We start from the raw sequence: 24,897 nt of genomic DNA, 5'->3' as shown, positions 1-24,897 counted from the left end.
ATAAAAACAGCCTGCTTTTCTTGTTCCACTATTCATTCTCCACTACTAATTCTTGCTCAAATCGGGATATATCTTTATCTGCTCCAATAATGATCAGCACATCATTCTCGTCCAAATGTTGATCAGCGGTTGGTGATACATTTATTTTCTTCTGCGTTCCCTCTTTAATGGCAACGACGTTACACCCAAACTGAGCCCTGATATCTAGATCTAACAGAGAACGGCCATGCATTTTTTCTCCGACTTTAACTTCCACGATACTATGATCATCGGATAATTCAAGATGGTCTAAAATATTGGTTGAAATAATATTATGGGCAATCCTTCTGCCCATGTCACGCTCTGGGTGAACAACAAAATCTGCGCCAATTTTATTTAACACTTTTTCATGGTAATCGTTCTGGGCCTTGACCGTAATCTTCTTAATACCCAATTCCTTAAGCATTAATGTCGTAAGTATACTCGATTGTATATCATCTCCGATTGCTACAATGACATGATCAATATTTCTGACCCCTAGTTCCTTTAAGACTTCTTCATCCGTAGTATCAGCTATTACAGCATAGGCAGCAATATTTTTAAATTCCTTTACCTTATCCTCTTGTTTGTCAATAGCTAACACATCCATGCCTTCTGCACTAAGTTCTCGGCAAATACTGCCGCCAAATCGTCCTAAGCCAATTACGGCAAATTCTCGTTTCATACAAATTCCTCCACAATCATTATCATTGATATTCTATCACAAATCAGACAGAAAACGTACATAGTTTCTGTTAATATGGTTTATAAAAAGTCCTTTACTTCCGACAACTGGGTTAGATGTGTAAAACCAAGCGCAGATCCGGTCGGTATATTAACGCTAAAATAGGTGAGGGATGAAACTGCAATTTATATAGTTACCAAGATAAGAAAAACGTGTGACAAGCAAGTCTTTGCTCACATGATTTCCTGATCAAGAGCACCTATCCGATCCATGAGAAATGATTTTATTCCACTTATATCATCAAAAGAAAATACTGACTACCAATAAGACGGGTGATGTTAAGTAGTGTCCTTTACGGAGTGTTGAGTTTCATCGTTTTATCTGCTAGCACTGGCAAACAATCAGCTTTACGACATGGAATAGATGGCCCTGCTACTTTACATCAGCCAACGTATCGATATCGCGATTCGTTCTAGGTCAACATCATTTCAAATCCTAATCCAAGAACTAATATACTTTCCAAGATAAAAAGAAAGAAGCTAGCTTCGTGTACTAGCTTCTTTCGCTGTCTTTTATAGTGCATCGAGCATCTCGAATTGAGATCGTACTAAACCATAATACTCGCCCTTGTATTTCATGAGCTCATCATGACTGCCTTGCTCTAAGATTTTTCCATGTTCCAACACGATAATATTATCTGCCTCCCGAATCGTTGAAAGACGATGGGCAATCATTATTGCTGTCCGCCCCTCTAATAATCGGCGCAGCGCCTTCTGGATTTTGACCTCTGTTTCTGTATCGATGCTGGCAGTAGCCTCATCCAGAATCAAAATCTTAGGATCTGCCAATAAGGCCCGGGCAAAAGAAAGCAACTGTCTTTCTCCAGCAGAAAGAATATTCCCTCTCTCCTCTACCTCGGTTTCATAGCCATTTGCCAAGCGCTGAATAAATTCATCCGCTCCTACTACCTTGGCTGCATCTCTTACCTCTTCATCACTTGCTTCTGGTCTTCCGAACCGAATATTCTCTTTAATTGTTCCCGAGAAAATAAACGTATCCTGTAAAACGACAGAAATATTTGTTCTTAAACTATCTAATCGCATATCTCGAAGGTCATAGCCATCAATAAGCACTCTACCCTTGGTAGGATCATAAAAACGACTAATTAAGTTGGCAATTGTCGATTTACCTGAACCGGTATGACCAACTAATGCAACAGTCTGACCTTGTTTCATTTCCAAAGAGATCTCATGCAATGCTATACGATCTTCATTATAAGAAAATTCCACCTTGTCAAAAACAATATTCCCTTTCATATCCTTAAATGGCATAGCATTCTCTTTCTCTTCCACATTTGGCTGTTCATCTAAAAACTCAAAAATACGTTCCGAGGATGCCATAGCAACTAATAATTGATTGTAGATTTGCCCCAATCTGGAGATCGGCTCCCAAAACATACCTAGGTAAAAGGCAAATGAGACAAAAACACCAATTCCGATATTTCCAGAAATTATGAGATGAGCACCATAAGAAATTAAGATGACGGTACCAACCGCATTACTCATTTCCACAAAAGGACCAAAATAGGCACTCTTTTTCATAGCAACTCGTTCTTTTTCAAAGTTATCTGAATTAACACCATTAAAAAATTCTGTGTTTTCCTTTTCTTGAGAGAAGGATTGCGTAATACGAATACCTTGCATACTTTCATTCAAGTGTGAATTTAGTCGTGACTTCTGGATACGAACATCTTGCCATGATCGACGAATCTTTCGTCGCAGCTTCGTCGAGATGAAAAACATAATTGGCAAAATAATCAGAACAGCCAAAGCCAGCGGCGGGCTTAGCACGAATAAAATCACAATAATTCCTGTCAACATCACGACATCCATTAGTAAATTAATGATCCCATTTGTGAATAATTCCTGTAATGAATTAACGTCATTCAAAATCCTAACCAAAATGGAACCAGCAGAGCGTTTATCAAAGAAATTATGAGATAAACGCTGAACATGTGTGAACAAGCTCTCCCGCAAATCATATATCACGCGTTGACCTAATATATTCACCCATTTAATACGATATCGATTGGCCAAATAACTTATTAAATATAATACAGCCACAAAGATAATCAAATAAGTTAGTAAAGAAACGTTTTGCTCTGTAATTGCCTTATCGATTACCCAAGTACCGATTACTACTGGTACCACTAACCTGACAATCGTAGAAACCAGCATCGCAACAATTGCTGCGGGCAATAATCCTTTGGCATATGGTTTCAAATAGGTTAATAATCGCAACATTTGTTTCCAGTTAAACGGCTTTTCCACGGCTTGATCTAGTGGATAATAAAACCTATTCAGGTGGGGGCTCGGTTTATGGGTGCCCTGTTGGATATTTTTTGATTTAGCCATTTGATTCGGTGACCTCCTTTTTTTATTTAACTATTTGCATGACGCTGTCACGGTCTTGATATTGTATATCGTAAATACGACGATAAGCTCCCTGTTGCTTAATTAACTGATCATGGGTGCCTCGCTCCACAATTTCCCCTGCGTCCAGAACCAAGATCTCATCTGCATGTTTCAATGACGAAATTCGGTGTGCGATAATAAACGTCGTTCTGCCATCCATTACCTCTTTTAACGCCTTCTGGATTTGAAATTCCGTTTCCATATCTACTGCCGATGTGGCATCATCCAGTACAAGAATGCTTGGGTCAATCAATATCGCACGAGCAATCGCGACACGTTGTTTTTGGCCACCAGAAAGTCCCATCCCTCGTTCACCAAGTAGTGTATCGTATCCTTTAGGCATTTCCATGATAAAATCGTGTGCCTGAGCTCGTTTAGCTGCAGCTATGATTTCTTCCATCGAAGCTTCTGGATTTCCATAAGCGATATTCTCTTTAATCGTAGTAGAGAACAAAAAGGATTCCTGCAATACAAAACCAATATGTTTTCGAAGCCATTTTAGCGAATAACTGCTAGTCGGTTTGTGGTCAACTAAAACTTGACCTTGATCAGGTTCATAAAATCTCGTAATTAATTGAGTAATACTGGTTTTCCCAGCCCCAGTCGGACCAATTAAACCGATCACCTTACCAGGGGGGGCATCGAATGAGATATTTCGTAATGCCGCATCATCTTCTGCTGTATATGTCAAATAAACATTCTTAAAGGTGATATGACCATTGATACGTTCTGGTACAATGGGATGATCCTCTTCTTCCACATCTTCTTTTGCCTCCAAAATCTCTAATAGACGCTCACCTGACGCCTTTGCTTGTGAAAACTGGTTAACAATAAAGCCCAAGTTCATTAAAGGTCCCAGAATATAAGTAACTAAACTAAAGAAAGCTACTAATTCCCCTAATTGCAAGGAATCATTAATGACCAAATAACCACCATAAATAAGTAAAGCTACCATCGAAATATTTCCGATGAACTCCATGAAAGGGAAATATCTTGCCCAAATATTGGAGGTGTGGATATTCACTTCTTTATAGTTCGTGTTATTCGTAGTAAAACGACCAATCTCAAAATCTTCTTTAGATAAAGACTTTACCGTATGCATGCCTGTCACATTCTCTTGAATACGTGTATTTAATCGTCCCAAAGATTTACGTATCTTTCGAAAGGCTGGATGTACGGTTTTATCGAACCGGTAAACAACGACAGCTAAGAAAGGCATAGCAGCCATTGTCACTAATGCAAGCGGAACAGAGTAGAAAAACATAACACCTAAACTAATAACAATCAATAAACATACCCGTATTAATTCACGAAAGCCTGCCGCTAAGAAAAAGCGAAATCCTTCTACATCCATCGTTAATCGTGACATAAGATCACCAGTCCGGGCGTTGTCATAATAAGTAAAGGATAGTCTTTGCAACTTCTTATACAAGGCGTCTCTTAAGGTATAGACCGCTTTTATCCCGAACAAATCTCCCATATATTGTTGTAGAAAATTAGCAACTCCCTTAACTAACATAATAAGAATAAATCCAATCGATAGAATAGGAATCAACTGATATTGCTCTGCTAAGACGACATCATCAATCGTGATTTGCAGAACAATGGGGTAAATAACAGTGATACCGGTTACAACCATAACAAATAATACAGATAACAAAAAATACTTTTTAAAAGGCCAATAAAATCCTTTTAATTTCCTGAATATCTCCATGTTGTTCTCCCTCCATTTTTATACGTATTTACTAATATAACGGTTTCCGAAATAAAATGCTAGCCTTTCGCTTCATTTTATTAAATTTTTTTATTGGATATTAAATCCATTTGAAGTTTCCCTGATATAAGCGTATTCAAGACCTTTATTCCAAAAACGTTCAGCTGATTTCATGATAAGAAAAACCGGGCAAACTCCGCCCAGTCCTTTATTACTATATAAGTTGAACGTATAAATGTCACAAAAACGTGTGACAAGCACGTCTTTGCTCGCATGATTTCCTGATAATACTTAGCTTGACCCATTCGTGTGCATGACCATCACACCGCGTAAATGGATCAAGAGTGCCTATCCGATCCATGAGACATGATCTCATTCCACTTATATCATCAAAAGAAAAGGCTGACTACTGATAAGGGGCTGATGTTAGTAGAGCCCTTTACGAAGTGGTGAGTGTTAGCGTTTTATCTGCTAGTACTGGTAAACAATCAACTTGACAACATGGAATAAATGGGCCTGCTACTTTAACATCATCCAACTTATCGATATTGTAATTCGTTCCAGTTCAACATCATTTCGAGTCCTATTATACCAAAAAGTATATACTTTTTTATCATATAAAAAAGCTTAGTCCATTATCGAAAGACTAAGCTTTTCTTCGTTTGCATACTAGCCAACTTCCCTTTATAAAGAAGGAGTCTCTTTCTTTTCTTCATTACTCTTCATTCCAACGAAAAAAAAGGCTGAGATACTTAAGGTTATTAGCGATGAAAACCTCAACATTATTTTATTGTGATTGAATCATCGCCACTGCCGATCGAACACCGATATGTATCGCATCTTCATTTGGGTTTAATTTGCTATGATGTAAACCATATGGAGAGTCAACTCCTAGCCAAAACATAAATCCCGGCACCTCTTTTAAGAAATAACCAAAGTCCTCCCCCGTCATTGCAGGACCAGCCTCCACAAAGGTTATTCTTTCTTCTTTCTCCACAGCTTGCTGAAATTGGGCTACCAACTCTTCCGTATTATGAACCTGATAATACATCGAGCCATAATCCAGCTTAATCTCGCAGTCATTGGCTATTTCAAATCCGGTAATCATATGCTCCAATGCTGCTTTAATCAATGTCATAGTTTTTGGCTCAAGTGTTCGGATCGTTCCTTCCAGGCGAGCCGTCTCAGCAATGATATTCTGCACAGTACCAGCTGTCATTTTCCCTATCGTAATCACACCATTATCAAGTGGATCCAGGCTTCTAGAAATAATTTGCTGTAGCTGGGTTACAAAATAACTAGCCGTTACGATCATATCCCTTGTCAAGTGCGGATAGGCAGCATGACCACCTCGTCCTTTGAAATCAATAAATAGTTCACTTGTATTGGCGAATAAGGTGCCAGCCCTGCTGGATACCGTGCCTACCGGTAATTCCGGTGCTATATGTAGAGCAAAGATCATATCCGGCTTCCACTGTTTAAATTGCTCTGTCTCCATCATAGGGACCGCTCCACCAGGCCCTTCCTCTGCTGGCTGAAATAAAAATAATACATCGTCTTTGACAGGATGAGCTGATATCTCATCCAAGACACCTAATGCAATCGTCATATGCAAGTCATGACCACATGCGTGCATATGTTGACTATGCTTCGATTGAAAAGGTAAATCCGTTTCTTCCTTTATCGGCAATCCATCTATATCCGTTCGATAACCAATTGTTTTTGATGGATTGGTTCCTTTCACTAAAACAAATAAGCCTGTTTTCCATTTGATCATTTCAATGTTGGGACGGTTCATCCTTTGAATGATTTCCATTAAAAAAGTCTGTGTCTTCACTTCTTGAAAACCTAATTCAGGTATTTGATGTAATGATCGACGGATGTCTCTCATCTGGTCTTGGTTCATGTTCCGACCACCTCCTTCGTCATTTTCATTAGTCTTTTCGATGACCACCTAATATAACCTCTTCCATCTTGTTACTATGTTACGTAGATAGCTACCTTCCAAAAATCATGCATTCTTTTTCAAAGAAAGACAGGATATGATATCCTGCCTGTTAGATCATCTTAATCATTTAATTTACGAAGTGCTTCCATAATTTCTGTTTTTGATCTTGTTTGATCATCAATTTCTTTGATTACTTTGGCGGGTGTACCTGCTACAACGGTGTTTGCTGGGACATCTTTTGTAACAACAGCCCCTGCTGCAACCACTGCTCCTGCGCCGACTTTCACACCTTCTAATACCACTGCATTAGCGCCAATTACTACTCCATCTTCAATAATAACAGGTTGCGCTGAAGGGGGTTCGATCACACCAGCAAGTACTGCACCTGCACCAACGTGACAATTTTCCCCTACTGTAGCACGTCCACCCAGACTTGCGTTCATATCAATCATCGTTCCTGCACCAATCACAGAACCAATATTCACCATCGCGCCAAACATGACAACTGCTCCATCACCGATTTCTACTTGATCACGGATGATAGCGCCAGGCTCAATTCTAGCGTTAATACCTTTTGTATCCAATAAAGGAATAGCGGAATTGCGTCGGTCACTTTCCACCACATAGTCATCAATCTGGTTTTTGTGGGCATCGAGAAGTGCTTCTACCTCTTTCCACTCTCCAAAGATAACACCTATCGTTTCATTAAAAAAAGTTTGCACAGAACCAGTGGCTTTTATCTGATTTATATCGCTCCCTTTTATATAGACCTTTACCGGTGTTGATTTTTCACTGTTTGATATAAAAGAAATAATTTCATGGGCATCCATTTGTTTCATCGTAATCCTCCAATGTATTTTGTATTGTTCTATCTATGATTGCTTATTAAGACAAAGCATAAGATCTCAACTTTTTTTCACTGTGCTAAATATAACAAATTATTGTTTATTTCACTATCAAAACGTATCATTTTTTTCATTTAAATGATGTATGTTCCATTTGGACTCTCTTATGTGATTCGGTATTATAAATCGATTTATTTACCTCTTTTAATATCGCCCTTCTTGTTAGGATGCCAAGAAAGTAATTGTTTTCATCTACCACACAAGCAAAGGCATGATCAATGACCACTTTTAAACCAGTCAGAAAACTGCTATCCATCTGTAAAGCAGGTTGTCCAGATTTCATAACATCCTCTACTTTGATGTCTGCCATCTTCTCCATTTCAAAACGTTCTAATCCAGTAACGCTTTTTAAAATGGGGGTTTTTCCAATAATTCCTTTCAAGCGATAATCAGCATCTAATACTGGAACAGAAGAGTAACCAGATTGAACTAACAATAAGAGGGCATGTTCAATTGGATTTCCTTGCTGAACGTGTGCAACCTGCTCAGCGGGGATCATTAATTCTCCAACCGTCAAATCGACTAATCTTTCACCTAATATGTCAGACATGTCTTCCACTTCCTTTTCTTTGTATGAAGGGTCCATTTTGACATCACCTCACATAGTTTAACATAAAATAGTCGATTCAAAAAGCTTCATGAGGGCACCTGAGAAGAAAAATGAACAAACCCCCGTCTCAGCCCTTAAAAGTAGCTATTGAACTGCCGATTCGTCAAAGTCAAAATTGTACCAAAGCTAATTCTACAAAAAATATACTTTCCTGCTTTTTTAAAAAAATTTAGGGTGTTTATCGCTAAGCCACAGCTGATAACTAGTCTCCAGTGAATGCTCGATACTTTTTTCATCACCTCAGATATGACGGACAACACCTTAAGAATTTGCACCATTTTAGTCATCATCAACGAATAAAGAGTATGCACCTTTCCTTTCATATCATGGTGTCGAGGTACTGGTGCTGATAAGAAAAAGCAATGAAATAATGATCTAATGGATTCCCTTTATTGTTCATAAGCTAATCTATCGTGCTATAATATAGGGAAACTTTATTCAATTCTAGCGCAAACTCTCTCGATAGAATGTTTGAACATCCCCGGGGCTTACAGTCGTTTGCACCTGGATAAACAATAGAAAGGTATAAATCTAATGAATCGCAGAACTTTTTTAAAACGTTTTTTAGGTAGTATTGTTGCTTTCTTCGGTCTGGGTGGAGGAACTTATTATTATGCAAGGGAAATCGAGCCAGGCTTATTAGATCAACACCATATTGATATTATTTCCCATAAAACACCTCGCAGTTTCAATGATTATACGATACTTCAATTTTCCGATACCCACATCGGTTTTCATTATACCGTTGATCAATTGGTCGAATTAACCAAAACAATCAATCAATTAGAGCCTGATCTCATCGTTTTTACCGGTGATTTAATAGACAACCCGCGCACCTATCAGGTAGAAAGCAAGTTAATTCATGCGTTGGCAGACCTTCAGGCTAAAGACGGTAAATTTTGGATCTATGGTAACCATGACCACGGAGGATATGGAACCGATATATTAAAAGAAATTTTTGAGCGAAGTGGATTTGAATTGTTACAAAACGGACACAGACAAATCAATAAAAATGGTGATATGATTAACCTGATTGGTGTAGACGATGTATTATTGGGCGATCCCAATCTGGATGAAGCAACGCATGGCCTTAGCGAAGAGCACTTAGCCATATTATTAGCACATGAACCAGATTATGCAGAGGTAGCCAAGGAATATCCTATTGACATACAGCTGTCGGGACACAGCCACGGTGGACAAGTCCAACTTCCTTTTGTTGGTTATATCTATACTCCGCATCTATCTGAAATATATGTAGAAGGTGACTATCAAGTCGGCAGTCGACCGCTCCAATTATTTGTTAATCGCGGAATTGGAACAACCAGGGCACCTTATCGTTTTTTATGTAAACCAGAAATTACGATCTATCATTTAAAAACCAATCAATAGCAGGAGGTAAATCAAGTGGTGAAAAAAGTATTACTACTCACTGCCATGTTATTATTGTTAGCGGCATGTGGTGACAAATATGAAGGAGACTTCTCTTATGAGATAGAAGACTTCACTTATACAGATCAAGATAACCAAAGCTTCAGCAAAGAAGCATTGGACGGAAAATTTTGGATTGCAGATATGATGTTCACGAATTGTAATTCGATTTGTCCAGCAATGACCGCCAATATGTCGCGATTGCAAGATATGCTGGCAGACGAAGGGATCGACAATGTAGAGATGGTTTCCTTTTCTGTAGATCCAACGGTGGACGAACCGGAGATGCTGAAACAATATATTGAAGATCGAGGCGGAGATTTTGACAATTGGCATGCCTTGACTGGATATTCTAATGAAGATATCAAAGCATTTGCACGAGATTCCTTTAAAGCAATTGTTGAACACCCCGACAATGATGATCAAGTGATTCATCAAGGATTCTTTTACTTAGTTACACCAGAAGGGAATGCAATCAAGAGATATAGTGGACAGGAAGCAAACGAAATGGAGAAAATAGTTGAAGATTTAAAGGCAATGAATTAAAGTATGGAGTAGGAGAATATAAGATTCTTCTACTCTTTTACTATGCCAATAAAGGTGGAACAACATGGAAACAAAAAAACACGCTCCAAATGAAATGGGAGAAGCGCTCTTTATCGTCAACAGACATACCAAAACAGCACCAGACCCCTCTAAGCTTTATCATTTAAAAAAAGAAGCCATCCAAAAATTACTAAAAGAAGGAAAAGCCACAAAGATTGGTTTGCATTATTCTAACAACCCTAGACATAGCAAGCAGCATTCTGTCCTGCTCATTCAAATTGGGAATTTTTATTTCCATATCCCTCCGGATAAACACGACTTAAAAACATTGCCCCACTTAGGTAAACTGGACGAGAGCTATCAGAATCCTAAATCAAGATTGTCACTGCGGCAGGCAAAAACCATTTTATACCGTTATTTAAACTGGTCTCTTACGAAACAGCAAAACAATCAAGACAACTACATGACTTCAAACCTGTCTCCTTTCTATCATAAACGAAAATGGTAGACCTATGCCGTTTCCAGTGCAGCTATCGACACATCTGCCGCTCGAAGCTGCCTACGAGTAAGACCGCCTAAACAAACGATGAAAACAGACAATACTAGTAAAAATCAGGCAGCTGACTATCAAGTACTTCCCCTCTATTTCCGTTTGGATCATAGCCGTTATGACAAGCATGATCATAATGACAAAGCTATAGGTCATAAATGCCTTCCATTCGATTAGTACTAATAACGAAATCAATGGACGCAAAGTAAAATAAAGGATAGTCAGACCAATGGTTATATAGATGACACTAAACATCTCTGCTTGCTTTGTTACTAATAAATAATCACTCACTCTTTCTAGTTCCTTCCACCATTCTGTTAACATGCATTATACCCTCCCTCAGCTTACTTGTGATAAAATAAACTTGGATTTCTTTTCCCTATTGGCAGTATCACCATTTTCTCTAATGCTTAGACCTAGATCATGATTTTCAATCAACAGGAGGTAATAATGATGGAACACTATATCAACAAAGAAGTGAAAGACATTAAAATATCTGGTATTCGACAATTTTTTAATATGGTAGGTAATAAAGAGGGGGTACTTTCCTTAACGATTGGACAGCCAGATTTTCCTACTCCCGAACATGTGAAAGCACAAGCAAAACAAGCTCTTGATAATAACTTAACTACTTATACGGCAAATGCTGGTATACTTCCTTTGCGTGAGGCAATTGCTGCCTTTGTGCAACGCCATTACCAACTAAACTATGATCCTGTCCATGAGGTGATTGTCACAGCTGGGGCATCTCAAGCAATTGATATTACCCTTCGTACCATTCTCAACGAGGGGGATGAAGTAATCTTACCTGGTCCTGTTTATCCTGGTTATGAACCATTAATTAAGCTTGCTAAAGCAGTACCAGTCTATGTTGATACACGAAATAGCCAGTTTAAAATGACTGCTGCCAAACTCGAAGCCGCGATCACACCAAAAACGAAGGCCGTGATACTTCCTTATCCATCCAATCCAACTGGTGTCTCCCTGTCAAAGGAAGAACTAACCGAAATAGCAGCTGTGGTTGAACGGTACAATATCTTCTTTATCGCAGACGAAATATACAGTGAGCTGACGTATGAACACGTCCATTTCTCCATTGGAAGACACACTCAAATACGTGACAAGGTTATTATCATCAATGGTGTCTCCAAGTCCCATTCCATGACTGGATTTAGAATTGGCTATGTCCTAGGTGCAAAGTGGTTGATGAGGCATATGATCAAGATCCACCAATATAATATCTCTTGCGCCTCCTCCATCAGTCAATATGCGGCACTAGAAGCTATACAAAACGGAGAGAATGACCCAATTATCATGAAACAAGCCTATCTCCAGCGCAGAGATTACGTATATGATCGATTAAAAAAAATGAATCTTCCGGTTTACCTGCCAGAAGGAGCCTTTTATTTCTTCATAGACATTCGACACTTAGCAGCAGATTCGCTCACAGTAGCATTGCAATTAGTTGATGAAGCCAACGTAGCCTTGGTCCCCGGGAGTGCTTTCTCCGTGTACGGAGAAGGTTATCTCCGATTATCCTACGCCTATGATATGGATACCCTGGCAGAAGGTTTAAATCGAATAGAAACTTCTATTAGTAATAATTAATACAGCAAGACATCCCCATAAGACTTAGCGAAAGAAAGAAATAAAATAGATGTGGACGGATATCAACGACTGTAATGGAACTAAATCAAGACGCCTTCCAAAAAGAAACAAAAAACGCACAGATCTATATTTTCTTAGATTTGTGCGGGTTAGCTGCTCTCTTTCTTGGGAAGCGCCTCCTTTTTTTGAGTTTGTTTGTAATGTTGATAATCATTAAGCAAACCATCTAATTTTTGACTGATTTGTAATGATTCCTCACTTGTCATACCTTTTTGGAGGGCGACTTCCGTCATTTCTTTACGTAGTCTTTCGATTTCCTTGACTAGCTCATTTAGATACACCGTCATAAGTTTAAATCCTCCAGTATTGTAGGATGTGATAAAGTGAAACTTTATTCAGTTAGGACTACCGCACAGGGCGTGCTAGCGCAGATGTCGCGACAGAACATCGCGAGCTTCGTCTGCTTCCACATCCCCAATGAATATTAGTTGAACCAACCGAGCAGTTACTAAGCGAGGCTGCTATCCATAAGTTTATTCGATTATCCCCTTGCTGGGTAATAAGACTTAGCTTATTATCAGCATCTGCAATTCTCCACTCAGACTTTTCTATAAGTCTGAAAATGAGGGCATATGAACGTTTATGCTAGAATAAACGTTATACTCATGTCTACTGATTATCCCAAATTATTGTAAGAATGTAAAGCAAACCGCAAAATTAGACATATTTCTCACAAAAAAACTTTTGTCACCTGCCATTTTAGCATATTTTAGCGATTTATCCCGTTTTTTCTCATCTTAAACCAAATGCTTTAGCATAAATCAACTGTAAATTTGGATTTTTTGTGATTCTTATTAACCAGATCCCTGTAAAGATAGATAAAATTAACATAATCGCTTTTTTATGAAGATGTTAAAACACTTTTCTAATGACAGGAAAGCGCTTTTATTTATGGTTTTCAGTTACAAAAAGAACTTGCCTGCCCAAATCACGACGATAATTGCCGCACTAGCGGTAGGAGGAGATAACCAGAGAATAAATGCATTTATTCCTTGGTTATCTCCTCCTACCACGTAAATGGATCAAGAGCACCTATCCGATCTATGAGACATGATTTCATTCCACTTATATCATCAAAAGAACATACTGACTGTCGATAAGGCGGGATGATGTTAAGTAGAGTCTTTTACGGAATGGTGCGTTTCATCTGCGCTATCTAGCACCGACAAACGATCAACTTTACGACAGGGCATAGATGGACGGCTTACTTTACATCATCCAACTTATCGATATCGAAATTCGTTTCAGGTCAACATCATTCCAAGTCCTATTATGCCAAGGATTATATACGTTCTTTGCTTATAAAAAAATCGGGAAGCCTATCATCTATAGTTCTCCCCCATTTCTTTCTGAAAATAACCGCTAAGCAGTGAATCGGCGGTTACCTGCTTGTATTTGTTATTACTGATCTCATTCCAGACTTATGCTGGCCATGCTATTTCACTCGGTCAAATATGTTGTAACCCACCGTACCAATGATAATAACAAAACATAGAATACCCATTAATGTACTCATTGCTTACACCTCATTTTCTCCAAATTCTACTTTTATTATATCATTTTTTTTGGATTAATAAAGCTAAAGCTGCATTTTATGATTCCTACACGATTTTGTTCCCTGTTTTTTCTTTTTTCATGGTATAATATGGTCCATATTAACTCTTTTATACAACTCTAGGGCTTTGTTATAACTTTACCTTGGTTCTCGTCATCTAACTAAGATGTCTTAGATTTGTCTATGGAAGCGATTATTGCTGACGAGTAGGCTACACATGTAACACCAAGAAAGTAAAGAAGCCAAAAATCGCTTCTCTTCTTAAAGTTTGTCAAAAATAGATTAAAACTTGGTGCAGAGTGGGGCCTTGACAGTTTCGTTCATATCAGGAGGCTAAGCACAAGTCCGCTGTATCGGAAACATAAATGAGAGCGTTTTTTACTCGAATCACTTGTTGAATTGTGCCCTAAGAGAAATAGCAAAACCTATTCCCGGCGTGTTACCTAGCGCAGACAAACAACAACTTGACTACATGAAATAGATGGACCGGCACCTTCTCATCATCCGTCTTATTGATTCGTTCAAAATCTTATACCTAGGAGTATTTATTTTATAAAAAGGTGGTGACGCAATGAAACACACGATTTGGATTTTCCTATTATTGATGCTGTGTGCATGCGATAATGATCAAGAAGATTTGATGATTACGAAAGAAACCGACGCTATGTCTAATGAAACAGTGGAACAGCCGCCTGAACAAGCAGAACCCATCGAAGAACAACATGAAATTGAATTTGCATTAGATGATGAGGTCATTGTTTTAAATACTAACAACATTACTATCTTGAAATCCTTTCTAGCGACAACAAACGATCGGGAACAAGCTGTTGCAAATATGAAATTAGAGAAACTTATGCTAGAAAAACTCTATTTATTATCTTTCAATTGTCAAGATGAGAAGTGTTCTTTTTTATTATTAGATCGAAAAGAACCTAACCGCTCACTGCTGCTGGATGACATGGTAAAACTAAAAGAAATCATTCCTTCCCCTGAAGAGACGCAATTATTTATACTTTTCGAACATAAAAACAAAGATGTATGGAAAGTTTTTCAACTAGAAGATTGGGAAATGGCCCCTTTCCAGGCCGAAGCGGAATTAGAAGATCTACGTGTAATAGAGGCCAATTGGCAGGATGAACAAAACATTCATATCCAGTATCATCTGATTACCAACTCTGATCCCCAAGAAACTAAGTTGCGTATGATAGAGTGAGCTTGCACGAAGAAAACCAAGTACAGGAAGAATCACTGACAGGTGCTAGGAAGCATTCCGGTTAAAACTTCGGTCTCCCGATGTTTGTCTAGCACTTTCTACGTCTCACAACCGTATATCTGGGCCGTTCTTATATAGTACTGCTTTTTATAAACGGCCCTTCATTTCATGAACCTATCATCGCATAATGAAACCTCATATATAGGCGCTATTCAAACACAAGCTCTCCCTCACTCTTAATGTTAACCTGCTCCCCTTCCAATTTAAATTGTGTGTGAATAAATATAGCATGTTCCCCCTTCTTAAGCGAAGAGAAAGTCAATGGCTCCTGAGGATAGTACTGTCCCCCGCTATTTAATTGTTTTTCCACTTCGCTACCTGTAAACACAGGATTATCTTGATCTATCGTCACTTGCGTCAGCGGTGCTCTATGATAAATAACAATATCCTCATCACCTAAGTATTGAATCGAACGTAGTACCATAAACCCTTCCGACATTGGTTCCACTTGAATATGTACGACGAAATCTTGATACTGTTCTTCAAACTTTACCGTTTCGGTTAGAGAAGCACCTTGCCACTCTCGTACAATGAAGAATGAAATGGTTACTACAACAAGGAAAGCGATAATCACCATATATTTCTTTTTCAAAAGTAGCTCCCTCCCCCTATGTTACCATTTTTTCGCTTACTCTATATAGACGATTTTAATCGTGCAATCGTTTCACTTTTTTGACAAAAAAATGTTTTTTCTCTTCAAATTATAAATCAAATGCATACTTTTTCAAAAACTTTACAAAATAGGGGTGAAAACAATTTATCTCGGTGCAATCATCCATAAGCCTCCACTTGCAGCGTTGAAGAGAATTCTAGGAAGTCTAAGTGAGGGATAACAGGTGTTAACACCCCGATAAGCTCTCACTACTCGTCATTTTATAAATCACACCGTACTAGTCACCATTCCATTTAGAAAGGAAGAGAAGTATGAAGTTGGTCTATACACTAATCATCGCCTTCGTTTTTACTTTGATTGGATGTCAAAATCCTGATTCTCCATCAGCAGAAGCACCAGAAACGGGCGAAGAAGTACTTATTTTACATTCCAAAAACGGAGGCAGCAGCCCCGGTCAAGCCTATCTAGATGATGTAAAAGAAATATCTGATTATAAAGCTGTTCAAGTGGATGATCAGCTCTTTGTCGCCATCACAGCAAACCCTATCCAGCAAGCCACCGAACGAAAATTAGAAAAAAAAATAGAAAAAGGACTGAAAAAAGCAGTTGATTCTGACAAAGTAAAGGTGACATCTGATCAAAAATTTATGATTGAATTAGGCAAATTAGAAGACAAGCATTTGTCAAAAAAAGAAGCGAAAAAGGAAATCAATAAGTTAATCAAGCTTTCGGAAGAACAGGCTTAAGGGAGGTAAACAATGAAAGACATACAATCAGATTATAAAAGCTATGAACAGGCAACCGAACCGAAAAGACCACTTGTTAAAAATTGTATTCGAGCTTTTTTAGTAGGCGGGCTTATTTGTGTAATTGGTCAGTCGATTTCTTTTTTTTACATGTATTTCTTCCATTTCACAGAACAAACCGTTGGAAATCCGACCGTTGCTACTTTAATCTTTATCACCATGCTTCTTACCGGATTTGGGGTATATGACCGCATCGCCCAATTTGCCGGTGCAGGTACAGCGGTTCCTGTCACAGGTTTTGGAAACGCCGTTATATCGGCTGCCATTGAGCACCGTACCGAAGGCTTTGTACAAGGTGTAGGCGGTAATATGTTTAAACTGGCAGGTTCGGTTATCTTGTTTGGTGTTTTTTCAGCTTTTCTTATTGCATTAATTAAAACCATTTTTTCATATTGGAGTGGCATATAATGATTGGAAAACAAACGTGGTTATTTGAACAGCCACCTACCATTTTAGCTACAGGAACCGTCGGTGGCCCATTTGAAAAACAAGGTAATATTCGTACCGATTTCGATCATTTTTATGATGATCAATGGGTGGAAGAAAAGTCTTTTGAACTGGCTCAACAGCATATGATGGAGGATGCCTGTCGTTATGCATTAAAGAAGGCCCAACTTACGTCTAGTGACATGCAATTCCTGCTGCAAGGGGATCTCATCAATCAATTAACCCCCTCTAATTTTGCTGCCAGTAATTTGGCTATCCCTTACCTTGGGGTATTCAGTGCATGTGCTACCTCTATGGAAGGTTTGGCTCTATCTGCCTTAATCGTTAGTCAGATGAAGGCGAATTATGTCATAACGGGAGCCTCTAGCCATAACTCGGCAGCGGAAAGGCAATTCCGTTATCCTACAGAGTATGGCAGTCAAAAGCCTGATACTGCACAATGGACGGTGACAGGGGCTGGTGCCGCCATTATCGCCTCGACAGGTAAAGGGCCTAAAGTGACCTCCGCTACCATCGGGAAAGTCGTCGATCCAGAGCTAAAGGATCCCTTTAATATGGGCGGAGCTATGGCGCCTGCTGCCTTTGATACGATTAAACAACACCTGGAAGATCGGCAAATCAGTGCGGATTATTATGACTATATTATTACCGGTGACTTGGCCAAAATTGGCAGGGAGCGTTGCATGGATTTATTAAATCAAAACCAGACAGGGGTTACAGAGCAACAGTTTGTAGATGGTGGTTTAACGATATACAAGGCAGACCAACCCACTTTTTCTGGCGCAAGCGGGCCAGCCTGTTCAGCGATCGTTACATACGGTCACTTTTATCACAAATTATTGAAAGGTGATTGTCAACGAATCTTAGTTGTGGCAACTGGCGCATTATTATCCCCATTATCGGTACAACAAAAACAAACGATTCCCTGCATCGCTCATGCCGTTTCTATTGAAAACATGGAATAGGCCTTGATAACGGATACGTAACAAAACAGAGATAGGAGGGGTTATAGATGGTATTTTTATGGGCGTTTCTCGTAGGTGGACTCATTTGTGTGATTGGTCAGCTATTGTTGGATGTCGGAAAATTAACCCCCGGTCATACCCTGAGCATACTAGTCGTCACCGGGGCAGTCCTACATGGCTTGGGCTGGTATGAGCCTTTAATCGATTTCGCTGGAGCGGGTGCCACCGTTCCGATTACCAGTTTTGGCAGCTCGCTCGTTAATGGCGCAATGGCAGAGGCAGAAAAACATGGGTTAATTGGCGTCGTCACGGGTATGTTTGAGGTAACTAGTTCTGGTATCTCTGCAGCGATTATTTTTGGTATGATTGGGGCTATCTTTTTTAAGCCGAAAGGATAATCAAAAAGCAGGCAGGGTGAACCTGTCTGCTTTGTGTACTTTTTACATTACATAACAACATATACCTTACCTAATTGGGTTTGACCGGATAAATGGTCAAAGGCCTGATCTATTTTAGTAAAAGGGAATCCTTTATCAAGTAGCGGTCTCAATTCATGTTGTTCACAAAATGCAAGGAGTTCCCGCAATTCCTCTCTACTCCCCATCGTGGAGCCGAACAATTGATATTGCCCATAGAAAAACTGACGCAGGTTAAGAGTAAATTGATCCTCTGTCGATGAACCAAACGTAACGATACGCCCACCCTTCTTGAGAACACCTAAAGAACGATTAAAGGTAGCACCACCGATCGTTTCTATCACCAGATCAATTTCTTCATCTGCTAGCTGCTCCTCCCAATTATCATCTGTTAGAATCGCTCGATCATATCCTAGAATTTCAGCCTGTTTCAATTTATTCGGATCCCTTGACGTCGTGATCACATAAGCCCCCTTTGCCTTGGCCAATTGAATAATAAAACTGACCACACCGCCTCCAACGCCTGGGATAAACAAGGTTTCACCTCGCTTGATTTGCCCTAATGTCACCAAGGCGCGATAACCAGTCAAGGCCGATAAGGTAAACACCCCTGCCTCGGTCCAACTCAAATGATCTGGTTTTTTCTCGATAAAGTCTTCGCTGATAACCGTCCTTTCCGCAAACGTTCCATCAAAAATACGAAAATCATCCGGCGGAGCACTGGTTTTATCATACCAATTCAAGCTCGGATTAATAATCACCTCATCCCCTATTTTAAATCGAGAAACTTCACTGCCCACCTTTTCAACAACACCTGCCCCATCAGAACCTAACGTATAAATATCGGGCTGATTACCAATTCTGTCTTTCATCATTAAATCACGATGGTTTAGTCCTGCTGCTCGCAAGGCGACTACCACCTCGTTTGGCTGAGGGTCGGCTATCTGTTGCTCCAAGAACTGTTGAGAACCATGTTGAACGGCAAATGATTGCATAATTGACCTCCTATTGTTTGTGAAGTGGTTGACCTTGTTCGATACTATGTTTTAATAATTGTTGCATTTTACCAATTCCTTTTGTACCTAATAAGGGATATTGGATCTCTTGGGTCGTAAATACCTGCTTGATAATCGGCTGATACTTTTTCCCCGTTAGAGCAATAATGTTGGGGAATTGGTCAAGCTGTTTGTCGATGACTTGTTGTTTTAATTGAGCGATCGAAATGACATCAGGATGTTTTTGTCCAAAGGTGACATCATAATTCTCCGGTATGATATCATCTGGCAATAACAAGCCATGTTTGCCTGAAATAACCGCCCACTCGCCTACATATAGTGACGCATATTGGCGACATAAACGGTGAAGCACTCCAATATAGGCATCCGCTGCCTTGACTCCACCGACTGCAGGGTTTTTGTCCCAGATCTTTCGTCGACCACAGGGAAGGATAGCTAATGCTTCCATCTTTTCACGACCTTATTACTATAATTTATCAACTAGTATACCAAAAACTGGTCAGCACTGTAAATAACAAAGACCTTCGTGTAAAACTATGCCTTCTTCACAGAGAAAAAATAGCAAACACCGCCTATCATCCAGTATGGCTCCCAAAACACGAGTCTCCAAAAGGTAGCATAAGCCGTTAAATCCATAGCCAATATATCAAATGCACTCATAGAAATGGTAATAAAATTTAATAACCCATATAAAAAGAGAAGGATCCCTCCCGTTTTGGTAAGGTAATAAAGCATCTTATTCATGAAGGCATTTTGCCAAGAAATAAGCAGCAGTACTAGCAATAACACACCTAATAATTTCACAAAACCAGTTAGCCAGACAAGTAATATAAAGGAGGGATCCGGATCAAGCGATTGCTCATAGATGGCACCACCTAGAGATCTGACACCAAACATTCCACCCATCGCCCAATAAAAACTCATCCCAGCAAACACAACCGTCCAAACCACACCTAAAGTAAGCCACCTTTTGTTCACTCGCAAATAAAAGCTCCTCTCTGCATAGCTTTTTATCATAGTATATATGAAAAAAAGCGCGCATTGCATGAAAAAATGGATATTCCTCATTTACCCAAAAATAAAAGCTTCATCCATTATGAACAAAACTTTTTCCTTTATGAGATATGGTATGTGATTATTTTACAATATCATATTTAACATGAATGACACCTGTTCCCTCGATGACCTTAGTTGATTTTAGCATCATATTTTCTTCTCCAAGATGATCATTGCTCCCTGCTATATAGCCGTCTAGTGACATGGAGATATTTAGCATCACTTTATTCATTTCAAAAGCCCCCTCCTAATTAGTATCATTCTATCACGTAAAAATAGACTATATTTCTTCTCAATTGCTGTATATTGCTACAAGCGAGTTAGGAAAAGGGGTTATGTGTGAGAATGCAGCTTTCTTGCTGCATTCTCGATAACATGGACATTATTAGCAAAAAATTCATCCCAAATAACGATGGTAGATTTTTTTTGCTTCCTGTTGATCCATCGTCCCATGAACTAACGTTCTCCCATCTTGAAAGAGCACTACTCGGTACGAATCTATTTCAAACGAAAGCAGATAAGGATTTTGAAATAGCTTTATCTGTTTATTCTTTTGTAATTCTTTGGCAACTTCACTCAAATCTGTTGATTTACGTTGCGATCGTAGTTGAACAGTGTTTCTTCCACATAGCTTCGTCGTTTTCATACGGGACTCGTAGGCTAGGTTTGGATAGCTTCTGTTCTCGGAACAGGACGGACAGTCTTTTTTTCGTAAGGCTGCTATGTCTATTTCTGTGTGTGCATTTTTCCATAAGTCAAACGAAATAAGTTTTCCAGATAAATCGGCTTCGTTACCGGTTAATAGCTTGAGTGCCTCGGTTACTTGGTGAGACACGACCTTTTGTACCACGGGCTGGATAATTCCAACACTATCACAGGTGGCCCCGTAAGCTGGTATATAAGCTTGCAGGCATTGCAGACATGGCGTTTTATCAGGGAGTACGGTAAAGGTAATGCCATAGCTTGCTACAACAGCTCCGTAAATCCATGGTTTTTGATACTTCTGTGCGATATCATTCAGTATAAGCCTTGTCTCAAAATTATCGGTAGCGTCAATAATTAAATCCGCTTCAGGCACCACTTTTCTTAATATATCGACTTCGGCATCTCCGACAATCGCATGTATTTGGACATGATGATTTACTTCAGCAAGCCTTTGTCTGGCAGCAATTGCCTTTGGTGTTTTTTGCTTCATATCCGTTTCACTAAATAGCTGTTGCCTCTGCAGATTACTTTCTTCCACATAATCTCGATCAATTAATGTCAACTGGCCAATACCTGCTCGTGTCAATGCCTCCGCACTGCTTGATCCCAACGCACCTGCGCCGACAATCAGTACATGGCTTTGACTAAGCTTTGTTTGGCCTGTCTCACCAATTGGTACAAATAAGACTTGGCGTTGATAACGATTCGTCTCCAACATTAGCTCCCTACCTCCGGACTGCTAGCTACCGCATATGCCTTCTTCGTGATTCTTCCTGCTTGATAGCCAAGTCGGCCGGCCTCTACTGCATATTTCATCGCCTTAGCCATTTTCACAGGGTCTTCTGCTCCGGAAACGGCGGTATTCAACAAGATACCATCTGCACCCAACTCCATAGCATACGCTGCATCAGCCGGCGAACCGATACCTGCATCCACGATAACCGGAACGTTCGATTGTTCGATAATATAAGAAAGGTTCAACGGGTTGATAATTCCTTGACCGCTTCCGATCGGGGAAGCTCCGGGCATGATGGCATGCGCTCCCGCCTCCTCCAGCTTTTTGGCTAATACCACATCATCTGAGGTATATGGAAGCACGGTAAATCCTGCTGCCACCAGCTCTTCCGTTGCTTTTAGTGTCTCGATCGGATCTGGCAGCAATGTTTTATCACAACCAATAACCTCCACTTTCACCATATCGCATCGCCCTGAAGCGGCAGCTAAATTAGCGATTCGCACCGCTTCTTTCGCATCCTTTGCCCCTGCCGTATTCGGTAAAAAAGTATAGCGGTTTACATCTATTTTTTCTAAAAAATTGGGCAGGGATGGGTCGTAGATATTCATCCTTCTCACGGAAAAAGTAAGAACTTCTACCTCTGATTGATCTACTGCCTGCTTTTGAATATCAAAATCAGGATATTTGCCAGTCCCTAAGAACAAACGAGAAGCAAACGAATAGTTTCCAATATTAAGCATTTGCTTATCCTCCTCCAACGAAATGAACAATCTCAATCTTGTCTCCATCTTCTAACACCGCTTGTTTATGTCTTTCTTTCTGTAATATCTGTTGATTATGCTCGATAATCAACGGTTTATCTTGCAACCCCAGAAACTCAAGTAAATCTTTGATGTGTTTTACTCCTTCTTTTACTTCCATATAATTTCCATTAACGATTATTTCCACATGCATGCACCTGCCTTTTGTGTTTATTCCAAACTTGTGACATTTGCTGATGGATCTCGTGCTTGACCACCACGAAAAAAATCGTAATAAAGTGGACGAACCGACTTGTTTTCAACTAAGTCTGCTAGATAGATGCCTGTAATCGCTGATAATAGAATGCCATTGCGATAGTGTCCCTTGGCAGCATATAAACCGTTGATTCCAGGAATCTCACCCAGGTAAGGACGTTCATCGGCGGTAGCTGGTCTGATCCCTGCCCAAAAACAATTTATTGTTGCCTCTGCCAGCTGCGGAACCATCTGTTCTGCTCGTGATAATAGCCCTTGAACACTTGCTGCGTGGACATGTTTATCTGCTTTTCCTGGTATAGATGAAGCGCCAACTACCACCTTGTTGCCTTGCTTGGGGACAAGGTAACAGCCGTCCATCCACAGGGTTGTTTGAAATAAGCGCTGCTCTGATTCCAATAGCAGACATTCCCCTTTTACAGGAATAATGGCATATTCATCAGGCAGCAGATCATCGCCAAATGCTCCCGTTGCTACAATGACTTGATCAGCGTAATAGGTTCCTTTTGTGGTTCGTATACCATAAACCTTTTTATTTTCCCTTAGCAGTTCAACTGCTTTTTCCTGTTCATGAAGCATGACACCATGACGATAGGCGGCAAGGGAAAATGCTTTTGTCAGATGATAAGCGGACACCTGACCATCATTCGGCAGGTAAAGAACCGTGTGAAGCTCCTCTGTCAAACTTGGTTCCATCTTTCTCGCTTCTTCTGTCGACAGCAAATAAGCAGGATAACCAGCTTCCTGTTGAAAAGTTGCCAGGCTTTTCAACGTATTGTATTGCTGCTGATCAAAAGCGAACTTCATGATTCCTTTATGAACATACTGAATATCCATCCCTGCTTCTTCCCAAAGCTCAACTGATAAATCTGCAAATAACGCTCTGCTTTCTTGAGCAAATTGAAAAAGAGGACTTGCTTGTGTGAATTCTCCTTGAGCACCTAGCATTCCTGCCGCAGCACTAGAGGCCTCACAACCGATTTGATCCCTTTCAACTATCAGCACCTGATAACCTCTTTTGGACAATTGATAAGCAATCGAACAACCAATCACGCCGCCACCAACAATGATTTGATCAAATGTCTTTTTCACTTTCCACCTTCTTTCCTGTTATTCAACACTTGCAGGTAAGCCTTTATTGTTTGTATCGGATCCGCCGCCTGCCAAATACCTGACATGATAGCTATCCCACTTGCCCCTGACTTGATTATTTCTTTTGTTCGATCAGGTGTAATGCCGCCAATAGCATAGACCGGTACCGATAGTTCTTCGCTTAATTGCCGAAGATTAGCTATTCCTCTTGGTCGTTGATTCGGCTTAGAACTGCTAGGATAAATATGACCATATAACAAGTAATCTGCTCCCTCTTGTTGAGCCTGTTCAGCCTCTGCTAACGAATGGACAGATTTCCCTGTAAGAAGCGTTGGGAAGCAATTTTTAACCAATGAAACAGCTAGACTGTGATAGGCCAACTGGACTCCTGCACATTGTTTCATCACGGCAATGTCAACTCTGTCATTTACGATTAGTTTCGTTAAGGGTAACCCGCTAGTTTTTAATACTTCGATTAGTTCCAGAATATCTTTTGCTGACTTATTCTTTTCTCTTATATGCAAATAATCAATATCCCCATGAATACGCTTTACTATTTGTACATGCCGTTTAGAAAAATCGCCATCACTGATAAGATGCAGTGATTTATCCATCTCCATTACTCCTTTCTTCGTTGAGCCGGAAGAAACGAAAA

Annotated in this window: 27 protein-coding genes; 9 read left to right on the top strand and 18 right to left on the bottom strand. The window is 39.8% G+C overall.

All coding sequences use genetic code 11. From position 1 onward, the window contains the following. Positions 1-28: 28 nt before the first annotated feature. The 6 genes from E0E32_RS11190 to cbpB form a co-directional block, all read right to left on the bottom strand. On the bottom strand, positions 29-703 hold the full coding sequence (locus tag E0E32_RS11190) for a potassium channel family protein (protein ID WP_066192763.1): 675 nt from the start codon (positions 701-703) through the stop codon (positions 29-31). 572 nt (positions 704-1,275) lie between these two features. Beyond that, on the bottom strand, positions 1,276-3,117 hold the full coding sequence (locus tag E0E32_RS11185) for an ABC transporter ATP-binding protein (RefSeq protein WP_130859793.1): 1,842 nt from the start codon (positions 3,115-3,117) through the stop codon (positions 1,276-1,278). Between the two features lie 22 nt (positions 3,118-3,139). Beyond that, on the bottom strand, positions 3,140-4,891 hold the full coding sequence (locus E0E32_RS11180) for an ABC transporter ATP-binding protein (RefSeq protein WP_066192760.1): 1,752 nt from the start codon (positions 4,889-4,891) through the stop codon (positions 3,140-3,142). A gap of 787 nt (positions 4,892-5,678) precedes the next feature. Then, entirely contained in the window at positions 5,679-6,797 is a 1,119-nt protein-coding gene (locus tag E0E32_RS11175; RefSeq protein ID WP_066192757.1) for an N-acetyldiaminopimelate deacetylase, read from the bottom strand. 161 nt (positions 6,798-6,958) lie between these two features. Then, entirely contained in the window at positions 6,959-7,678 is a 720-nt protein-coding gene (dapD, locus tag E0E32_RS11170; protein WP_130859792.1) for a 2,3,4,5-tetrahydropyridine-2,6-dicarboxylate N-acetyltransferase, read from the bottom strand. 136 nt (positions 7,679-7,814) lie between these two features. Next, positions 7,815-8,294, bottom strand: a complete 480-nt coding sequence (gene cbpB, locus E0E32_RS11165; protein ID WP_066196424.1) for a cyclic-di-AMP-binding protein CbpB — start codon at positions 8,292-8,294, stop codon at positions 7,815-7,817. Positions 8,295-8,888: 594 nt separating this feature from the next. Between cbpB and E0E32_RS11160 the strand changes: the two genes are divergently transcribed. From E0E32_RS11160 to E0E32_RS11150, 3 genes are all read left to right on the top strand, one after another. After that, on the top strand, positions 8,889-9,743 hold the full coding sequence (locus tag E0E32_RS11160) for a metallophosphoesterase (protein WP_066192753.1): 855 nt from the start codon (positions 8,889-8,891) through the stop codon (positions 9,741-9,743). Positions 9,744-9,758: 15 nt separating this feature from the next. Beyond that, complete coding sequence (locus tag E0E32_RS11155) at positions 9,759-10,328, top strand: SCO family protein (RefSeq protein WP_078060107.1); 570 nt, start codon at positions 9,759-9,761, stop codon at positions 10,326-10,328. A 64-nt stretch (positions 10,329-10,392) separates the two neighbouring features. Further along, positions 10,393-10,836 carry a YkyB family protein gene (locus tag E0E32_RS11150; protein ID WP_066192751.1) on the top strand — a complete coding sequence of 148 codons (444 nt, stop codon included), beginning with the start codon at positions 10,393-10,395 and terminating at the stop codon, positions 10,834-10,836. Positions 10,837-10,887: 51 nt separating this feature from the next. On the opposite strand, the gene E0E32_RS11145 is transcribed toward E0E32_RS11150, so the two are convergent. Continuing rightward, positions 10,888-11,202, bottom strand: coding sequence for a hypothetical protein (locus tag E0E32_RS11145; RefSeq protein ID WP_066192749.1), 315 nt, complete (start codon positions 11,200-11,202; stop codon positions 10,888-10,890). A 129-nt stretch (positions 11,203-11,331) separates the two neighbouring features. Here E0E32_RS11145 and E0E32_RS11140 point away from each other — a divergent pair, with 129 nt between their 5' ends. Beyond that, positions 11,332-12,486, top strand: a complete 1,155-nt coding sequence (locus E0E32_RS11140) for an aminotransferase A (protein WP_130860190.1) — start codon at positions 11,332-11,334, stop codon at positions 12,484-12,486. A 149-nt stretch (positions 12,487-12,635) separates the two neighbouring features. On the opposite strand, the gene E0E32_RS11135 is transcribed toward E0E32_RS11140, so the two are convergent. After that, positions 12,636-12,833, bottom strand: a complete 198-nt coding sequence (locus tag E0E32_RS11135) for an aspartyl-phosphate phosphatase Spo0E family protein (protein WP_066192746.1) — start codon at positions 12,831-12,833, stop codon at positions 12,636-12,638. A gap of 1,839 nt (positions 12,834-14,672) precedes the next feature. Between E0E32_RS11135 and E0E32_RS11130 the strand changes: the two genes are divergently transcribed. Then, positions 14,673-15,314, top strand: a complete 642-nt coding sequence (locus tag E0E32_RS11130) for a hypothetical protein (protein WP_130859791.1) — start codon at positions 14,673-14,675, stop codon at positions 15,312-15,314. A gap of 208 nt (positions 15,315-15,522) precedes the next feature. On the opposite strand, the gene E0E32_RS11125 is transcribed toward E0E32_RS11130, so the two are convergent. Continuing rightward, positions 15,523-15,966 (bottom strand): hypothetical protein, encoded by a 444-nt coding sequence (locus E0E32_RS11125; protein ID WP_066192744.1) that lies wholly within the window; start codon positions 15,964-15,966, stop codon positions 15,523-15,525. A 332-nt stretch (positions 15,967-16,298) separates the two neighbouring features. On the opposite strand from E0E32_RS11125, the gene E0E32_RS11120 reads away from it, so the two are divergent. Genes E0E32_RS11120 through spoVAE form a run of 4 tightly spaced genes read left to right on the top strand, consistent with a single transcriptional unit; the run spans position 16,299 to position 18,603 of the window. Then, positions 16,299-16,733 carry a YhcN/YlaJ family sporulation lipoprotein gene (locus tag E0E32_RS11120; protein WP_130859790.1) on the top strand — a complete coding sequence of 145 codons (435 nt, stop codon included), beginning with the start codon at positions 16,299-16,301 and terminating at the stop codon, positions 16,731-16,733. Positions 16,734-16,745: 12 nt separating this feature from the next. Further along, complete coding sequence (spoVAC, locus tag E0E32_RS11115) at positions 16,746-17,201, top strand: stage V sporulation protein AC (protein ID WP_130859789.1); 456 nt, start codon at positions 16,746-16,748, stop codon at positions 17,199-17,201. Then, positions 17,198-18,205 (top strand): stage V sporulation protein AD, encoded by a 1,008-nt coding sequence (spoVAD, locus tag E0E32_RS11110; protein ID WP_066196414.1) that lies wholly within the window; start codon positions 17,198-17,200, stop codon positions 18,203-18,205. Before spoVAC ends, spoVAD begins: the two co-directional genes overlap by 4 nt. A gap of 47 nt (positions 18,206-18,252) precedes the next feature. Next, the gene (gene spoVAE / locus E0E32_RS11105) at positions 18,253-18,603 is read left to right on the top strand and encodes a stage V sporulation protein AE (RefSeq protein ID WP_066192737.1); all 351 of its coding nucleotides are present in this window, start codon (positions 18,253-18,255) and stop codon (positions 18,601-18,603) included. A gap of 47 nt (positions 18,604-18,650) precedes the next feature. Here spoVAE and E0E32_RS11100 read toward each other — a convergent pair whose 3' ends face one another. The 9 genes from E0E32_RS11100 to E0E32_RS11065 all read right to left on the bottom strand — a co-directional run bounded on the left by E0E32_RS11100 (position 18,651) and on the right by E0E32_RS11065 (position 24,856). After that, positions 18,651-19,616, bottom strand: coding sequence for a zinc-binding dehydrogenase (locus tag E0E32_RS11100; RefSeq protein ID WP_066192735.1), 966 nt, complete (start codon positions 19,614-19,616; stop codon positions 18,651-18,653). 10 nt (positions 19,617-19,626) lie between these two features. Continuing rightward, the gene (locus E0E32_RS11095; protein ID WP_130859788.1) at positions 19,627-20,085 is read right to left on the bottom strand and encodes a DUF6884 domain-containing protein; all 459 of its coding nucleotides are present in this window, start codon (positions 20,083-20,085) and stop codon (positions 19,627-19,629) included. Between the two features lie 86 nt (positions 20,086-20,171). Then, positions 20,172-20,615, bottom strand: coding sequence for a DUF3995 domain-containing protein (locus E0E32_RS11090; protein WP_286171957.1), 444 nt, complete (start codon positions 20,613-20,615; stop codon positions 20,172-20,174). Positions 20,616-20,772: 157 nt separating this feature from the next. Next, entirely contained in the window at positions 20,773-20,925 is a 153-nt protein-coding gene (locus E0E32_RS22245; protein WP_165445019.1) for a hypothetical protein, read from the bottom strand. Positions 20,926-21,090: 165 nt separating this feature from the next. Then, positions 21,091-22,116 carry a ThiF family adenylyltransferase gene (locus E0E32_RS11085; RefSeq protein ID WP_066192725.1) on the bottom strand — a complete coding sequence of 342 codons (1,026 nt, stop codon included), beginning with the start codon at positions 22,114-22,116 and terminating at the stop codon, positions 21,091-21,093. Further along, the gene (locus E0E32_RS11080; RefSeq protein ID WP_130859786.1) at positions 22,116-22,874 is read right to left on the bottom strand and encodes a thiazole synthase; all 759 of its coding nucleotides are present in this window, start codon (positions 22,872-22,874) and stop codon (positions 22,116-22,118) included. Before E0E32_RS11080 ends, E0E32_RS11085 begins: the two co-directional genes overlap by 1 nt. A 4-nt stretch (positions 22,875-22,878) precedes the next feature. Further along, entirely contained in the window at positions 22,879-23,088 is a 210-nt protein-coding gene (gene thiS, locus E0E32_RS11075; RefSeq protein WP_350308625.1) for a sulfur carrier protein ThiS, read from the bottom strand. 17 nt (positions 23,089-23,105) lie between these two features. After that, on the bottom strand, positions 23,106-24,242 hold the full coding sequence (thiO, locus tag E0E32_RS11070; protein ID WP_130859784.1) for a glycine oxidase ThiO: 1,137 nt from the start codon (positions 24,240-24,242) through the stop codon (positions 23,106-23,108). Continuing rightward, entirely contained in the window at positions 24,239-24,856 is a 618-nt protein-coding gene (locus E0E32_RS11065) for a thiamine phosphate synthase (protein WP_130859783.1), read from the bottom strand. The genes thiO and E0E32_RS11065 overlap by 4 nt, the downstream gene beginning before the upstream one ends. Positions 24,857-24,897 lie beyond the last annotated feature (41 nt).

Source organism: Gracilibacillus phocaeensis, assembly GCF_900626275.1.
GTDB classification, from domain to species: domain Bacteria; phylum Bacillota; class Bacilli; order Bacillales; family Amphibacillaceae; genus Gracilibacillus; species Gracilibacillus timonensis.
The sequence above is the reverse complement of the archived record's forward strand: the minus strand, read 5'-3'. Positions and strand labels throughout refer to the sequence as shown.

What these genes read in the sequence shown, in the direction of transcription:
- E0E32_RS11190 (WP_066192763.1), bottom strand. Translation starts at nt 703, where the DNA reads ATGAAACGAGAATTTGCCGTAATTGGCTTAGGACGATTTGGCGGCAGT.
- E0E32_RS11185 (WP_130859793.1), bottom strand. Translation starts at nt 3,117, where the DNA reads ATGGCTAAATCAAAAAATATCCAACAGGGCACCCATAAACCGAGCCCC.
- E0E32_RS11180 (WP_066192760.1), bottom strand. Translation starts at nt 4,891, where the DNA reads ATGGAGATATTCAGGAAATTAAAAGGATTTTATTGGCCTTTTAAAAAG.
- E0E32_RS11175 (WP_066192757.1), bottom strand. Translation starts at nt 6,797, where the DNA reads ATGAACCAAGACCAGATGAGAGACATCCGTCGATCATTACATCAAATA.
- dapD (WP_130859792.1), bottom strand. Translation starts at nt 7,678, where the DNA reads ATGAAACAAATGGATGCCCATGAAATTATTTCTTTTATATCAAACAGT.
- cbpB (WP_066196424.1), bottom strand. Translation starts at nt 8,294, where the DNA reads ATGTCTGACATATTAGGTGAAAGATTAGTCGATTTGACGGTTGGAGAA.
- E0E32_RS11160 (WP_066192753.1), top strand. Translation starts at nt 8,889, where the DNA reads ATGAATCGCAGAACTTTTTTAAAACGTTTTTTAGGTAGTATTGTTGCT.
- E0E32_RS11150 (WP_066192751.1), top strand. Translation starts at nt 10,393, where the DNA reads ATGGAAACAAAAAAACACGCTCCAAATGAAATGGGAGAAGCGCTCTTT.
- E0E32_RS11145 (WP_066192749.1), bottom strand. Translation starts at nt 11,202, where the DNA reads ATGTTAACAGAATGGTGGAAGGAACTAGAAAGAGTGAGTGATTATTTA.
- E0E32_RS11140 (WP_130860190.1), top strand. Translation starts at nt 11,332, where the DNA reads ATGGAACACTATATCAACAAAGAAGTGAAAGACATTAAAATATCTGGT.
- E0E32_RS11135 (WP_066192746.1), bottom strand. Translation starts at nt 12,833, where the DNA reads ATGACGGTGTATCTAAATGAGCTAGTCAAGGAAATCGAAAGACTACGT.
- E0E32_RS11130 (WP_130859791.1), top strand. Translation starts at nt 14,673, where the DNA reads ATGAAACACACGATTTGGATTTTCCTATTATTGATGCTGTGTGCATGC.
- E0E32_RS11120 (WP_130859790.1), top strand. Translation starts at nt 16,299, where the DNA reads ATGAAGTTGGTCTATACACTAATCATCGCCTTCGTTTTTACTTTGATT.
- spoVAC (WP_130859789.1), top strand. Translation starts at nt 16,746, where the DNA reads ATGAAAGACATACAATCAGATTATAAAAGCTATGAACAGGCAACCGAA.
- spoVAE (WP_066192737.1), top strand. Translation starts at nt 18,253, where the DNA reads ATGGTATTTTTATGGGCGTTTCTCGTAGGTGGACTCATTTGTGTGATT.
- E0E32_RS11100 (WP_066192735.1), bottom strand. Translation starts at nt 19,616, where the DNA reads ATGCAATCATTTGCCGTTCAACATGGTTCTCAACAGTTCTTGGAGCAA.
- E0E32_RS11095 (WP_130859788.1), bottom strand. Translation starts at nt 20,085, where the DNA reads ATGGAAGCATTAGCTATCCTTCCCTGTGGTCGACGAAAGATCTGGGAC.
- E0E32_RS22245 (WP_165445019.1), bottom strand. Translation starts at nt 20,925, where the DNA reads ATGAATAAAGTGATGCTAAATATCTCCATGTCACTAGACGGCTATATA.
- E0E32_RS11085 (WP_066192725.1), bottom strand. Translation starts at nt 22,116, where the DNA reads ATGTTGGAGACGAATCGTTATCAACGCCAAGTCTTATTTGTACCAATT.
- E0E32_RS11080 (WP_130859786.1), bottom strand. Translation starts at nt 22,874, where the DNA reads ATGCTTAATATTGGAAACTATTCGTTTGCTTCTCGTTTGTTCTTAGGG.
- thiS (WP_350308625.1), bottom strand. Translation starts at nt 23,088, where the DNA reads ATGCATGTGGAAATAATCGTTAATGGAAATTATATGGAAGTAAAAGAA.
- E0E32_RS11065 (WP_130859783.1), bottom strand. Translation starts at nt 24,856, where the DNA reads ATGGATAAATCACTGCATCTTATCAGTGATGGCGATTTTTCTAAACGG.